Source organism: Botrimarina hoheduenensis (genome assembly GCF_007859815.1).
Taxonomy (GTDB): Bacteria; Planctomycetota; Planctomycetia; order Pirellulales; family Lacipirellulaceae; genus Botrimarina; species Botrimarina hoheduenensis.
This window is the reverse complement of the sequence record NZ_SJPH01000002.1, coordinates 687,707-702,697: the sequence shown is the minus strand read 5'-3', so window position 1 is coordinate 702,697 and position 14,991 is coordinate 687,707. Positions and strand designations below refer to the sequence as shown.

11 protein-coding genes are annotated in these 14,991 nt (G+C 59.7%); 9 read left to right on the top strand and 2 right to left on the bottom strand.

The annotated features are described in order from the left end of the window. Positions 1 to 159: 159 nt before the first annotated feature. Both xylA and Pla111_RS06545 read right to left on the bottom strand, forming a co-directional pair. Complete coding sequence (gene xylA, locus Pla111_RS06550) at positions 160 to 1,473, bottom strand: xylose isomerase (protein ID WP_146572524.1); 1,314 nt, start codon at positions 1,471 to 1,473, stop codon at positions 160 to 162. Positions 1,474 to 1,546: 73 nt separating this feature from the next. After that, complete coding sequence (locus tag Pla111_RS06545) at positions 1,547 to 3,682, bottom strand: endo-1,4-beta-xylanase (protein WP_146572522.1); 2,136 nt, start codon at positions 3,680 to 3,682, stop codon at positions 1,547 to 1,549. Positions 3,683 to 4,229: 547 nt separating this feature from the next. On the opposite strand from Pla111_RS06545, the gene Pla111_RS06540 reads away from it, so the two are divergent. The 9 genes from Pla111_RS06540 to mobA all read left to right on the top strand — a co-directional run bounded on the left by Pla111_RS06540 (position 4,230) and on the right by mobA (position 14,947). Then, positions 4,230 to 5,231 (top strand): LacI family DNA-binding transcriptional regulator, encoded by a 1,002-nt coding sequence (locus Pla111_RS06540; RefSeq protein WP_146572520.1) that lies wholly within the window; start codon positions 4,230 to 4,232, stop codon positions 5,229 to 5,231. A gap of 144 nt (positions 5,232 to 5,375) precedes the next feature. After that, a complete protein-coding gene (locus Pla111_RS06535) occupies positions 5,376 to 6,062 on the top strand; it encodes a hypothetical protein (protein ID WP_146572518.1) in 687 nt (228 codons plus the stop codon). Positions 6,063 to 6,160: 98 nt separating this feature from the next. Further along, positions 6,161 to 7,576, top strand: coding sequence for a hypothetical protein (locus tag Pla111_RS06530; protein ID WP_146572516.1), 1,416 nt, complete (start codon positions 6,161 to 6,163; stop codon positions 7,574 to 7,576). 98 nt (positions 7,577 to 7,674) lie between these two features. Further along, positions 7,675 to 8,751, top strand: coding sequence for a DUF1559 domain-containing protein (locus tag Pla111_RS06525; protein ID WP_146572514.1), 1,077 nt, complete (start codon positions 7,675 to 7,677; stop codon positions 8,749 to 8,751). A 116-nt stretch (positions 8,752 to 8,867) separates the two neighbouring features. Continuing rightward, positions 8,868 to 9,275: a hypothetical protein gene (locus tag Pla111_RS06520; RefSeq protein ID WP_146572512.1), complete on the top strand. Its 408-nt coding sequence runs from the start codon at positions 8,868 to 8,870 to the stop codon at positions 9,273 to 9,275. Positions 9,276 to 9,289: 14 nt separating this feature from the next. After that, positions 9,290 to 10,639, top strand: a complete 1,350-nt coding sequence (locus Pla111_RS06515) for an MFS transporter (RefSeq protein WP_197524813.1) — start codon at positions 9,290 to 9,292, stop codon at positions 10,637 to 10,639. Beyond that, entirely contained in the window at positions 10,636 to 11,820 is a 1,185-nt protein-coding gene (locus tag Pla111_RS06510; RefSeq protein ID WP_197524812.1) for an endo-1,4-beta-xylanase, read from the top strand. The genes Pla111_RS06515 and Pla111_RS06510 overlap by 4 nt, the downstream gene beginning before the upstream one ends. Before the next feature lie 42 nt (positions 11,821 to 11,862). Further along, positions 11,863 to 14,205, top strand: a complete 2,343-nt coding sequence (locus Pla111_RS06505; RefSeq protein WP_146572509.1) for a glycoside hydrolase family 3 N-terminal domain-containing protein — start codon at positions 11,863 to 11,865, stop codon at positions 14,203 to 14,205. A gap of 115 nt (positions 14,206 to 14,320) precedes the next feature. Beyond that, a complete protein-coding gene (mobA, locus tag Pla111_RS06500) occupies positions 14,321 to 14,947 on the top strand; it encodes a molybdenum cofactor guanylyltransferase (RefSeq protein WP_146572507.1) in 627 nt (208 codons plus the stop codon). Positions 14,948 to 14,991: the final 44 nt, after the last annotated feature.

Genomic DNA, 14,991 nt, shown 5'->3' with positions numbered 1-14,991 from the left:
GAGTCTGACGCTTCAGGCAGCGCCTGTCAAAAAAATTCGTGCCGGCTTAAATTCGCGCCGGCTTTAGTGGCCTGCCGGTCAGCTGGCCAGACCAACAAAAGCAACGATACTCGCGGCTGCTTGCCGATGATGCGGGCGCTGGCGAAGGCCGCAACTTGATTAAACGTAATCGTTGACGACGTTCTCGAAGAGTTCTTGGCGACCGCTTTGGTTTGGTGCCGCATCCCCTTTGTCGAGCATGAGCTTCTCGAGCGACGCAAAGCTGTGCGCCCCCGACTCGATCTGCGCCCCCAGACCGCTGTCCCAACTGGCGTAGCGGTCGCGGACCATCTGTTCCAAGCGCCCCTCGGCGCGGATCGCGGCGGCGATCTTCAAGCCCCGGGCAAACGCATCCATACCGCCGATGTGGGCGTAGAACAGATCAATCGGCTCAAAGCTCTCACGCCGCACCTTGGCATCGAAGTTCACTCCGCCGGTCGTTAGACCTCCCGACTTGAGGATCGACAGCATGCACTGCGTTGTCAGGTAGATGTCGGTCGGAAACTGATCGGTATCCCACCCGAGGAGCAGGTCCCCCGTGTTGGCATCGATCGATCCCAACGCGCCTGAGCCGCTGGCGACTTCCAGCTCGTGCTGCATGGTATGCCCGGCCAGCGTCGCGTGGTTGGTCTCGAGGTTGAGCTTGAAGTACGGCAGCAGGTCGAACTGACGCAGGAAGTTGAGACAGGCCGCGGCGTCGGAATCGTACTGGTGCTTGGTCGGCTCCTTCGGCTTGGGCTCGATGTAGAACTGCCCCTTAAAGCCGATCGCTTTGGCGTAGTCCACCGCCAGATGCAGGAAGCGCGCAAGGTGCTCCAGCTCGCGCTTCATGTCCGTGTTCCACAGCGACTGATACCCCTCGCGACCTCCCCAGAAGGTGTACCCCTCACCGCCCAGGTTGTGAGTCACCTCGAGCGCTTTTTTGACCTGTGCCGCGGCATAGGCGAACACGTCGGCGTTGCAACTGGTAGCAGCCCCGTGCATGAACCGCGGGTTGCTAAACAGGTTGGCGGTGCCCCACAGCAGCTTAACCCCGGTGCGCTGTTGCTCTTCTTGGAGCACCGCGGCGACGGCGTCGAAGTTCTTGTTGGTTTCGGCGAGCGAGGCCCCCTCGGGTGCGACGTCGCGGTCGTGCCAAGCGTAGTAGGGCACACCGAGCTTCTCGAAGAACTCGAACGCAACGCGGACCCGGTTCTTGGCGTTCTCGACCGAGTCGCTGCCATCGTCCCACGGGCGTAGCATGGTGCCGGGACCGAACGGATCGGCACCCGTGCCGCGGAACGTATGCCAGTAAACAACGCTGAACCGCAGATGGTCCCGCATCGTTTTGCCCTCGACCAGCTCGTCGGCGTTGTAGTGCTTGAAGGCCAGGGGATTGCGGCTCTTCGGACCCTCGTAGGCAATCGGAGCAGCGACTTCGGCAAAAGCGGGCATGGCGTCGAACGAGGCAGGTTGATTAGGAAATCGGTCAGGTAAGGTGTCGGCAGGGTTATCTGCCCCCCGTGGTTTAACCGCGCCGACGTCCGCTCGCAATGATGGTCATCAGCGCGAGCGCCACCGCGCTGGCTGGCTCAGGCACCGCCGCCGCGGGCGGGAAGGCCGCTCCGAAGTTGTTGTTCCAGATCAGATAGTCGGCCTGATTGATGAAGCCGTCGCCGTTGCCATCGGCACCCGTGCCCGGGGTGACAGTTGTGTCTTTCGAGTCGCGCCAGACCGTGTAGTCAGCGGCATCGACAAAGCCATCGTTGTTGTAGTCGCCAACCAGAAACGGCAAGACAATCGTCAGTAGTGCTCCATCCGTAGAGAGGGTCGCCGTCTGGCTGACACTTTCTCCGCGAGCCGAGGCGGTGACCAGATAATCGCCCTTGAAGCCGCGAGCCGACGTCTCACCCAAGGCGTCGGTCGTCGTGCTCTCGTCGGTCCACCATTGGTTGTAGACCAAGTCGAGGTATGCCTCGCCATTGGGTTTGATCGACCAGTCGCTACGGAACATCGCGGCATCGGGCTTCCAGTGGGCGTCTTCCCAGAAACCCCACATGATGAAGTCGTCGATTCCTTCGTGCGCGAAAACCGCGGTCATGAAGTCGCGCAGATAGTCGGCCTGGAGCTGTTCGTCGGTGGTATCGAAGTCGAATTCGGTGATCTGCATCTTCAGTCCCAGTTGCTGAAACTGATCGAGGACCTCCCAAATCTGTTCGGGACCCGAGATGTCGCTCTCGACGAAGTGCCCTTGAAAGCCAATCCCCTCGACCGGGGCACCCTGGGCTTGGAGCTGCTGGATGGTGTTGAAGTACTGGTTGCGGTTGTTGCCGGCACCCCAGTTGTTGAGGATGCCGAAGTCGTTGATATAGAGGTCGGCCTCTCCAGCAGCGGCGGCGGCCTGCTGGAACCACGTGACCATCGCCTGGTCACCCTCGCTCAGCTCGCGCATCAGATCGTTGTTGGTGCGGGTCTCGTTGATGACGTCCCAGCCGGCCAACTTGCCGTTGGTCGCCGCGGCGATCGAGGCGATATGGGCAGCGATCCGATTCCGCACGGCGGTTTGTTCGGCGGGATTCAGATCATTATCCGCAAGCATCTGACGGAGGTCTTGCGGAAGGTTGTCTTTGCCCGGCCAAACCATAACGTGGCCCCGCGCGTCGAGCCCTTGCTGGTCGAGCCAGTCGAGCGCTGCGAGCGCGCCCTGCTGCGTCCACAGGCCGCCCCATTCCCCTTCCCAGGCAGGCCACTTCAGGTTGTTCTCGATCGTCGCGAGGTTGAAGAGCTGCGAGGTAAAACTCTTGTAGGTGGCATGCTGTGGCTGGTTGTCTCGTAAACGGAAGGCTTGAACCGCTGAACCGAAGCCGAACTCATGCTCGCGCATGTTGAACTGCACCGTGGCGGAAGGGACCGGATTCCCCGCCGCATCAACCACCGACACGGCAAAGTCCGCTTTGCGAACCACCTCAATCTGACTTGCCGCCTGGGTTCGCCAGGGAGCGTTCGGCTCGGCACCGGGGTAAGCCGGCGGCGGGGCAACATCGGTCGAGATCGCCACTCGATCGAATGAGAAATCGAACGGAGCAGCGGTGGTGAAATCACCGAGCACCTGCCATGTCGAGATCTGTCCCAGGTTCAGATTCTGAAAATCGCCGATACCCGTATCCGGCGCGTCGAGCGTCGTACGCGAAACAAGAGTTGTCGGCACGCCAGGGGTTAACGACGAAACATCGAAAGACCATTTACCGCTTCGCGAGGTCTGGCCGTTGGTGGAAGATTCGATCAGCTCGAGGTCGAAGCGGTTCGCACCGTTCCCTACAAGCGGTGTCACATCGATGACCAATCGGCCGTTCGCAAAGCTGTTCAGATTAAGCGACCCCAGGCCGATGCCGGCTCCGCCCGAGTTGTCGGTGGGATCGGTCAAGCGGACGCCAGTGGCACCGATCGTTTGGTTGAAGCCACTAAACGTGTAGTCAAACCCTGTGCCGTTGAAATCGCTCAGAACCAGCTCGGCTGATTCGGCAGAGGAGGTCATCACGAGTCCAACCACCAACGACACCGCTATCCGACTTGCTGTGATCCGGACCCCCGCCAGTGAGCTTGAGGGGTTAACAAGCGGCATGCTGTTGCGAGACGACAATCGCAAGGGCGCAGAAGATGGCATCGTGCGTTCCGAAGGAGGCGAGGCAGAGGCTGAACCCTAGAGCTCATCCTCTAAAGGGCCAGACGTGCGTTGTGAGAAGAAGAAAGAAGACCGTCGGTGTTGCTCTTCGTCGCGAGCTTGCCGATGAAGTCCGCGCCTGCGCAGCAGGACGACGCAGGAGAAGCCACTGGTTTCACCGTTGATCGCCACCGCGTTAGTAACGATTTTGGCACAATTTGCCAGCGCTGTCAAAATCTCGTCGAAAGTTGTTGACACCCGCTCGGATCGAGCTTAAAAAGCAGAAGGAAAGAGGATACTAGCGATTAAATTCGCTGCTGCTGGCCCGCCAGCGTATTCTCGGCTTTTCTCCCTGCTACGGTGCTCCTCTGAAGCGATCCGCTTGGCCAATATGGCAGCGTTGGCATACTGCCCTGCTAAGCAGACGCTTATGGCAAGTACTTGAATCCCCCCTTTTTCGACTGACGGCGCCTTAGCCGGAGATCATTTTGGGGCGAAACGCGTTCGCTTCCAAGATAACGACTATCTAAAGAGACCACGACGAGAAACTATGTCGGTATCGATCGACGAAATTGCCGAACGGGCTGGGGTTTCCAGCTCGACTGTCGCGCGCGTGCTCCGCGGTGATGTTAAAGGGGCCCATCGCAAGAGCGCCAAGCGTGCGCAAGAGATCCTGCGCATCTCCGAAGAGCTCGGCTATCGGCCCAATTGGCGTGCGCGGGCCTTTTCGCGGGGTAAGACTCACACCATTGGCCTGCTGTATTCGGACCCGATGTGGATCTTCGAGGATCCGATGAACGAGATCGCCATCTCGTTCACCCAGTCTCTGCAAGAGCTGAATTACGATCTGCGGCTGATCCCCGTCACCCCTTCCAGTGACTGGAAAGGGCTTGTCTATGGCAACGGCGTTGATGGCTTGGCGTTTCTGCAGCACGTTCCGGAGTCGACCGAAGAGGTTATCCGAGACGGCCGACTGCCCGTGATGCTGCTCAACGACCAATTCGAGGGGGCCCCCTCCATCGGCACCGATGATGCTTCGGGCGGCTACCTAGCAACCCGCCATCTCATCGGCCTAGGTCACAAGCGCATCGTTTTTTATATCGCCGATACCATCCGTGAACATGTGAGCGTTACCCAACGCCGGTCAGGCTACGAGCGTGCGATGCGCGAGGCGGGTCTCGCCGATCAGATCGCGTTTTGGCGCAGCGACATCGACGAAGCGATCGGCCGCTTGCTCGCACCCGAGCCGCCGACCGCCATTGTTGCCTACTGCCATGTTGAGGCCCTGCTGATTACGCACGCAGCTTGGTCGCACGGGTTGGCGATTCCCACCGACCTTAGCCTCGTCGCGTTTAACGACATGGCAATAACCAAGTACATGACGCCACCTCTTACCGTCGTCGGGTTTGAAACCGCCGAGATGGGAAGGCTTGGCGCTCAGCAGCTCATCGCTCGGATCAACGATCCTGAAGCCCCCTTAGAGAATCTCGTTTTGCGGCAACGGCTTGTCATTCGCAGCACGACCGCTCCCCCTTCTTCAAAGAATCGTTAGTCGACTGCTGCGATCGTCTTCGCGGCACGCCACCGATCCGCGTCTTTTTTTCTGCAACGCCATCCCCTTAACGCCATCCACCTTCTTCGATGACGGGAAACAGCTTCCCTAGCTTCTCAAGACTCTATCCCCTGAGTGTTCCTCATGATTCGCCTCTTGTTCGTGCTGCCGTGCCTACTGCTCGCCGTCCCCCTATCAGCCGCGACGCTCGTGTTCGACGAGAACGCGCTCCCCACGAATGATCCGGTTAACGGCTTCGGCTCGTTCACTTTCGATGATTTCGGCGGCGGGGCGGTTACCGAGACCGCAACGAGCCTCGTTTTTGACGTCAGCGATAACAACGCCTCAAACGGAGTGTTTGGTGGGGTCGGCGTCGATTATGTGGTCGAGAACCCGCCCGGATCGATGACCTTTGTTCCCCAACACTTCGATGCGGCTACGCACCAATGGGAGCTGCGCGTCAAGCTGCTACCGAACAATGCGGCCGGCGCCCTTCGCGCCGTCTTTATCGATGACGACGGGGCCGGAACGGCCGACGAGCACCAGTACGAGTTCAATCTGCTCTCGGTTCCCAACGACGGCGAGTTCCACGTGCTCACGCTGCCCCTGAGCACGCCGCTTTTCAGTCAAGGTGCTTTTGGTTTCACCCTGGGTAACGGAGCCGTCGATCCGGGGCTGCGTCAGATCCAGATTCAGACTCCGTTCGGTTCCACCGGCCGACTCAATGTCGAGGTGGATTATCTGCGCATAACCCCGTCGATCCCCGAGCCGGCATCGCTGGGTGGCGTGTTGATTTCGATGATGATTCTTGGCCAGCGACGTCGGAGCTGATAAGGCTTTGATTCGTTCTTAGTTTTGATTAAGCGGTTTACAGAACAGCCGATCTCCCCCTCCCCACTCTTCTCGCACACCCTTCTGTGGAGACCACGATGAGTTCTTATCATGTCGCTGCGCGGCAACTGCTCAGCGGTATCGCTTTGACACTTGTTGCGACGACGGCTTCGGCCGTTGCTGTCGCAACGTTTGACGCGGATCAGTTCAACGCCAACGGCTTTCGATTCGGTGATTTTGACGACAACTTCTTTGGTACGTTCGACTCCTCGATGGGGCTGCTGAGCCTCGACATCAACGACTTCGACTCAAACGGCGACTACTTCGGCGGTGCCGGTTCCGACATCGCTGCGGATTTCGACGTCAACACCACTCAGCTCGAAGTGCGTCTGCAAGTTGGTGCCAACAACGTGGCACAACAGTTTCGTGTCACGCTTAAGGATCTCGATGGTGCGGGCTTCAGCGATGAGCACGTCTACGAGTTCGATCTCACCGGCATCAGCCCCGTGGACGGTTTTGTGACGCTTACCAAGCCGCTCAACCTTGGCCCGCTCTTCACACAAGGTGGCTTCGGGGATATGCCCGGTGACGGCATCCAGAACTATGGCTTGGCGCAGGTGCAGATCCAGACCGTCTTCGGTCTCGCAGAGCGTCTGCAGGTAGACATCGAAAGCGTGACCCTCGTCGATTCGGCTGAAACGACCCTCATCGAGCTAACCCCCGCGACGTTTGCCTCTCAATTGCAGAGCTTCAGCTTCGGGACCTTCCAAGAGACAGGAGTTGTCGATCAGACCAACGGTAATTTTGTCATCAACACCGCGCTGAGCGCCACCCCGCTCGCAGGGGGCGGGCTAGGATTCACCGGCTTGAGCGTCGATTTCGAAGCAACCGAGTACGCCATCGAGGTCGAGGCCCGGCTGTTGCCCGGCAACGCCGCGACCAGCTTCAACCTGCTGATGGGTGACAACGACGGCGACGACAGCGGCCCCGGTTTGGGCAATGAAGACTTTATCTTCACGGTCGATACGAGCGAATTCAACTCGAGTGGGTTCACCACCCTCACGATCCCCCTCGGATCGGGATCGGAAAGCGGATTCCTCACCACCTTTGGCTTCGCCAACGGCGGTGACGGGCTCCAGAATTTCGATCTCAGCCAGCTGCAGATTCAAGTAGACGCCGACAACTCACTCGGTGCACTGGGCATCGAGATCGCGCGGTTCTCGATCGTGCAGTTCACCCCCACGGCGGTTGATGGCGACTTCAACGGCGACGGCAAAGTCGATAACGGCGACCTGAACCTGCTCCTGGGCAGCTGGGGTTCGCCCACCGTTCCCGCCTCGTGGATCAACGGCTTCACCTCGCCCGTCGACAACGGCGAGCTGAATGCGCTGCTGGGCAACTGGGGCTTTGGCGTTGCTGGCGCAGCGGCCGTGCCAGAACCGACTGCCGTATTAATCATGAGTTCGATGGTGTTGCTCTTGGTGGGGGGGCGTCGCGACGCTCTGAAGCGCTAGCGCACCGTCAGCGAGGCGCTGGCGAACGTGCAGGGGGTTCGCCAGCGCCACTTTTTTCTTCTCTCACGTAAAATGTCTACGTTCACAGGATAGCGAGCATGACGCGTTCCCTTCATCGACCCCGGGCGTTCACGCTCGTTGAATTACTAGTCGTTATCGCGATTATTGGCATCTTGGTGGCGTTGCTCTTGCCGGCAGTGCAGGCCGCACGCGAAGCCGCCCGGCGCATGAGCTGCATCAACAACATGAAGAACGTCGCCCTCGCGACGATCAACTACCACGACACCTACGGCCACTTCGCCGTCGACGAGGATTACTTCGAGAGCAACAGTGTCCAAAAAGTTGATGTCGGGGCATTGTCCTTTAACTGGGTGAGCCGTTCGACTCTGGGTGTACCCAAAGAGGGCTTGGATGGCGGCGGCTGGATTGTCCGCACCCTGCCGTTCCTTGAGGAGCAAACGCTCTACGACCGGTTCGACGTTCCCAATCACGGAGTGAATGGCAGCTGGACCGACCGGACAAAGCTGGGCATGAACTGGACCCTCGACCCCGATTTCAAGCAGGCGCTCGGACAACAGCCCTCGGTATTGAGTTGCCCTAGCGATGAGAATGCCCGCGCTCAGGCGGGCACTCAGTACCCCTATAGCAGCAACTCTCAAGTACCGTTGGGCGCGCAAGTAACCGTCGCTACGACCAGCTACAAAGGTAACGCCGGCGATGGTGCTTTCGAGAATGAACCGCAGGGGTTCACCTATACACCCCGTTTTTCTTGTTACACGGGTGACGACTGTGTTGGCGTTTTCTGGCGCGCCACCTATATCCGCGGCGGCGTCAAGATGCGCGAGATCACCGATGGAACGAGCAACACGTTCATGATCGGTGAGGGCTCACCCCTCGACGGGAATAGCGCCGCATGGTCGAGCGACGGCGACTGGGCCGTCACCTCCGTGCCCATCAACTTCGATTACCGGAACGACTCGGAATGCCTGGGGGCAGACGGGGCTCCCGATCCCGGAGCCTGCTGGTGGTTGGTGCGTGGCTTCCGCAGCCTGCACCCTGGCGGTGTTAACTTCGCCTACTGCGACGGTTCGGTTCGCTACGTAACGGACGACATCGATCACATCTTTTACCGTGCAAGCTCGACACGCCAAGGCGGTGAGGTTGTGAACGAATGACCCTCATTAGCCGATCAGGAACAAGCGAGACACGCCCGGTACCGATTCGTGCCCACCAACCGATAAATGCGCGGCGAGTGCTCGCCTGTCGAGGGCTCTACCATCGAGTTCCGGGAATGGCTCTCGCTGCAACACTACTCTTTGCCGTTGGCTGCAGCAACAACCCCTTCGGGGCCGACGTCACCGGTTCCGTAACCCTAGATGGCAACCCGGTTCCGCCAGGTGTGGTGCTGTTTGTGCCCGCCAAGCCCGGTGTCGAACCGGCGCGGGGGAATATCGACGAACAGGGACGCTACTTCTTGGTCACCAAGAAGCAGCGGGGAGTGGCACCGGGAGATTATACGGTTGCGGTGAGGGTCTTTGACCGAAGTGGATTGGTCCCCGGTGAGCGGGCACCGCTCAAGCAGATCCCCCTAATACCGACACGCTACCTCGACTCGACCACCGCGGGCCTGAGCTACTCCGTTGCAGCGGGGGACAATCAGATCGACTTGACGCTCACTACAAACGATAGCGAGGGCTGATCATCTCGCGCGCGGTGAAAGCAACGCAGAAGCTCTCGCTGACCGAAAAGGTGGGCTACGGTCTGGGTGATTGCGCGGCCAACTTCGTCTTCCAGACGCAGCTCATTTTTTTAATGAGCTTCTACACCGATGTGCTCGGCATCTCTTCGCTGACCGTCGCGGCCATCTTTCTTTACTCGCGTCTTTGGGACGCGGTAAACGATCCCCTTATCGGCGCGTTGGCCGACCGAACTAACACCCGATGGGGCAAGTTCCGGCCGTGGATCGTCGCAACCGCCATCCCGTTCGCGCTGTGCTTTATCCTGGCCTACACAACGCCGGATCTGAGCGCTACCGGTAAGGTGATCTGGGCGTGCGTAACGTACAACCTGCTCATGATGGTCTACACAGCCAACAATATCCCGTACGCTGCGCTTACGGGTGTGATCACCGCCGACCCGGTCGAGCGGACCAGCCTGACAGCTTGGCGGTTTCTGCTGGCGATGACGGCCGCCTTTATGGTGCAGACCTACACGCTTGATCTGGTGCAGTACTTAGGCGCGGGAGATACGGCGCGCGGTTACCAGCTCACCATGACGTTTTGGGCCCTCCTTGCGGTGCTCTTATTTGTCATCACTTTCGCCACGACGAAAGAGCGCGTCAGGCCGCCAGTTGAGCAGAGAAACTCGTTTACTACCGACCTGAAAGACCTGGCTACCAATCGTTCGTGGGTCGCCCTGGCGGTGCTCACACTGTTCTACTTCATCTATCTTTCGATGCGGGGCGGGGTCGGCATCTACTACTTCCGGTACGTGATTCAGCAAGAAGCCTGGTTCGGCTGGTTCAACGGTGCCGGCATGTTGGCTTCGATGCTTGGTATCCTGTTCTCAAAATCACTGTCGATACGATTTGGGAAGCGAAACGTATTCATCCTCTCTCAGTTTGTCGCGGCGTTGATCACAGCGACCTTCTATGTCGCGCCTGAAGCACACGTGGGACTGATCGTTGGTTTGCAGTGCTTACTCCAGTTGGTATACGGCGTATCGATCCCTCTCCTGTGGGCGATGATGGCAGACGTGGCGGATCTCTCCGAATGGAGAACCGGACGCCGTGCTACCGCCATGACCTTCGCCGCCACGGTCTTTGCCCTGAAGCTCGGGCTGAGCATCGGGGGTGCCTTGAGCGGCTGGCTGCTGAACGCTTACGGCTACGTTCCTAACGCCGCGCAAAGTGCCGATGCGATCGAAGGCATTCGGCTCATGATGAGCCTGTTCCCCGCGATCGCATTCCTTGTCGGTGCCGGCGTCCTGTTTTTTTACGAGATCGATCGAGAGCTCGAAGGCTCTCTGTGCGATCGGCTTCAAGAAAGACGAGCCTTCTCATGAACCGCAACGATTACTGCACAACACGATCCCAAGCTTTTGTCTCACCAGCCCCCCGTCGCCAACAACGGAGCCTCGCGGCAGGATTGATCGCGTGCTGCTTCGCATCACCGGTCATGGCAGGGGAACCCGTTACGCTCAAAGAGGCCTATCAGGATGATTTTCGGATGGGCGTTGCGATCGCCACCCACTGGCTGACCGAACCGCACCCCGAGCTGCTGAAGATCGTCGCCGAGCAGTTTAACGCGGCCACGCCCGAGAACCTCTTGAAGTGGCAGTCCGTCCATCCGGAGCGAGATCGCTATCACTTCGCCGACGCCGACCGATTTGTCGACTTTGCCGAGCAGCACGGGATGCGGATCACGGGCCACACGCTGGTGTGGCACAATCAGACGCCCGACTGGGTCTTTCAGGGAGCTGATGGCCAACCCGCGACCCGGGAGCAGGTCTTGGCCACGCTCCGCGAGCACATTCAGACCGTCGTCGGACGCTACCGCGGACGGATCGCAGGCTGGGACGTTGTGAACGAGGCAATCAACGACGACGGCACCCTCCGCGACACGCCATGGCGAAGAATCCTGGGCGACGATTACCTCGAGATCGCGTTCCGTTTGGCTCACGAGGCGGACCCCGATGCCGAACTGTACTACAACGACTACAGCTTGTACCTGAAGGATAAAGCTCGTACAGCCTCACGCCTTGTCCGGACAATGAAGCGCAACGATGTGCGGATCGATGGCATCGGCATGCAGGGCCACTGGAGCCTGGATTACCCGCCGATCGAAGACATCGATCGCTCGATCCAATCGCTTTCCGCTGCGGCGGGCAAGGTAATGATCAGCGAGCTGGACATCAACGTTCTGCCATGGCCGGGTGACCAGATCGATGCCGACGTCGCCCGCCAAGCCGTCGGTTCACCCGAGCTTGATCCCTACACGCAGGGTTTGCCTGCCGAGAAACAAGCCCAGTTAGCGAATCGATACACCGAAGTCTTCGAACTCTTCGTACGTCATCGCGATTTCATCGATCGCGTCACATTCTGGGGCCTAGAGGACGGCGCTTCATGGCACAACAACTGGCCGATCAAGGGCCGTACCGCGCACTCATTGCTGTTTGATCGCAACCTCCGGCCGAAGCCCGCTTTCGACGCGGTTATCGCGGTCGGCACGCGCCCCAATGAATAGTTGATGCTGAACGAGACCTGACCTCTTCTGACTTGCGCTCCGATGAAACTATTGATAGTTCTGATTCTGTTGACGACCAACATGAGCACCGTTGCCACCCAGCCCGCCTATCGCAATCCGTCGCTACCTGTCGATCGTCGCGTTGACGACCTGTTGGCACGAATGACGCTGGAAGAGAAGGTCGCGCAGATGGTCTGTGTTTGGAACGAGAAGGTCACCAAGCTGCTCGACGATCAAGGAGGGTTCGATCCCGCGCGAGCGACCGAGCATTTTGGTCACGGACATGGGATCGGCCAGGTAGGGCGCCCTGGCGATGCCCACGGCGGCGCAACCCCTCGAGATTTCGCGGAACTGACCAATGCGATCCAGCGATTCTTTGTCGAGAACAGTCGGCTCGGTATCCCGGTGCTCTTTCACGACGAATGCCTGCACGGCCTTGTCGGGCGCGACGCAACAAGCTTCGCGCAGCCGATCGGACTGGCATCGACATTCAATCCTGAGCTGGTGCGTCGTTTGTACGAAATGACCGCTCGCGAGGCGCGTGCCTGCGGCGTTCACCAGGCGCTGGGACCGGTGCTGGATGTTGCCCGCGACGCCCGCTGGGGACGCGTTGAAGAAACCTTTGGAGAAGACCCGCATCTGGTTGGAGAGATGGGACTCGCCGCCGTGCGTGGCATGCAGGGAGACAACCAGCTACGCGATCCCGATCGCGTGATCGCGACCCTCAAGCACTTTGCCGCGCACGGTCAGCCGGAATCAGGCACCAATTGTGCGCCGGTAAGCATCTCGGAGCGGCACCTCCGCGAGATTTTTTTAACGCCGTTTCATAAAGCGATCGCCGAGGGTGGCGCACAAAGCGTCATGGCATCGTACAACGAGATTGATGGCGTGCCCTCGCATGCCAATAGCTGGCTGTTGCGCGACGTGCTCCGCCAAGAATGGGGATTCACGGGAACCGTTGTCTCTGACTACTACGCAATCTCTGAGCTGCACCATCGTGAAGGACTCTTTGGGCACCATGTCGCCGCCGATGCGGCAGCCGCAGCAACCGCTGCCGTCCGAGCCGGTGTGAACATCGAGTTACCCGAACCCGACTGCTACCTGCACTTGGTTGATCTGGTTCGTCGTGGCGTGGTGGACGAGGAAGAGATCGACGAGTTGGTCGCACCGCTGCTGGCTCAAAAGTTCGCGCTGGGGCTATTTGAATCGCCGTATGTCGATCCGCCCGCTGCCGAAGCGGTAGTTGGCTGTGAGGAACACCGTGCGCTGAGCCTCGAAGCGGCCCGCCAGATTATCACCTTGCTCAAGAACCAGAGCGATACGCTGCCACTGCAAGCCGATCGCTTAAAAACCATCGCCGTGATCGGTCCGAATGCCGATCGCGTCATGCTCGGTGGCTACAGCGGCAAGCCCAAACAGTTTGTTACCGTTCTCAAAGCGGTCGAACAGGCGGTTGCTCAAAGCGTAAACGTGCTCTACGCCGAGGGCTGTGCAATAACGGTGGGCGGCGGATGGTTTGAAGATTCCGTGGTTCGCGCCGATGAAGAGGAGGATCTTCGGAAGATTGCCGAGGCGGTCTCTATCGCTAACCAAGCGGACCTTGTCATCTTCGTTGGAGGGGGCAACGAACAAACCTCGCGCGAGGCGTGGTCTGCCGAGCACATGGGAGACCGTACCGATCTCCAACTCGTTGGCAAACAAGATGAACTAGTCGAGGCGTTGCACACCACCGGCAAGCCGATTGTTTCGGTGCTGTTCAATGGTCGACCGCTCGCGGTTAAAGACCTGGCGGATCGATCCGCGGCGCTGCTGGAATGCTGGTACCTGGGACAAGAGTCTGGTACCGCGGTCGCCGACGTCCTGTTTGGACGTTGCAATCCGAGCGGCAAGCTACCGATCACTATCCCGCGTTCGGTTGGCCATGTGCCGGCGTTCTATAACCATCGTCCCTCCGCACGGCGCGGTTACCTGTTCGACGACATCTCGCCCCTGTTCCCGTTCGGATTCGGGTTGAGCTATACACGCTTCGCGTTCGATGAGCCAAGCCTCAGCGATCCGGTAATCGACACCGACGGATCAACGACGGTCCGCGTGCGGGTGACCAACACGGGCTCCTACACCGGTGCCGAAACCGTTCAGGTCTATGTGCGTGACTTGGTCAGCTCGGTCACCCGCCCGGTGATTGAGCTAAAGAACTTTAAGCGTGTCACGATCCCCGCGGGCGAATCGCGTGACGTCGAACTAACCCTCACGCCTGCGGAGCTGGCTTTTTGGAACATCGACAAGAAATTGGTCGTCGAGCCGGGTGAGTTTGATGTTCTTGTGGGGCCCAGTTCGGTCGATCTCCAGACGGTCCGTTTGCGAGTCAATCCGAGAAAACGTTGACCTTGCGATGCGTTCGGCATGGTCCGCGCTGCGCAGCGGGGCCAACCGTCTCAGCCGTCTGCCGGACTGTGATACGATGCGGGTCTTCGCCCGCAAGTAGCTAGGCCGCCCGCTAATGTCCCTTCAATCCGACGCGCATCCGCCGGTTTATGTGCTTATCGGTGGCCAGAGCCGTCGGTTCGGGACCGATAAGGCGACCCACTCTGTCGAGGGCGTTCCGTGGGCAATCGATGTCGGTTGCCGATTGGCTCCTGCGGGTGACTTTGTCTTCGTCGGTCAGCCGCGCACGCCCGGGGTGTTTGCCCAGGTTCGGACCATCGCCGATTGGCCCGGTGGTGTCGGCCCGCTGGCGGGTGTCATCGCGGCGCTGGAAGATCGATTAGCAATGCACGGGCCCGGCACGATTGTCATCGCAAGCTGCGATCTCGTGCGTCCGCACCGCGATTTACTGATACCGCTGCTAGAGGCAATCGAAGCCGACCGTACGCTCGACGCCGCAGCGTATCGCGCGGCGGATCTTTGGCAGCCCTTCCCCGCGGTGCTGCACACGCGTCTGCTGGACCGAGCGATCGATGTCGCGGCCGAGGGGGGAGCGTTGCAGCGGCTTTTCGCCCAACGGGCTTACGCTGCTCCCTGGTCCGCGCACAGTGCGGGCCCCCCCCAAGCGAATTCTCTCACGGAGCTTGCCGAGCATCTTGCCGCTGCGGCACCTTCCAAGAATCCTCCGCGAACGCTCGGCTAAAAGCGGCGGATGGCTTAAGCTGGCGTCGCTATCCGATTCCACTG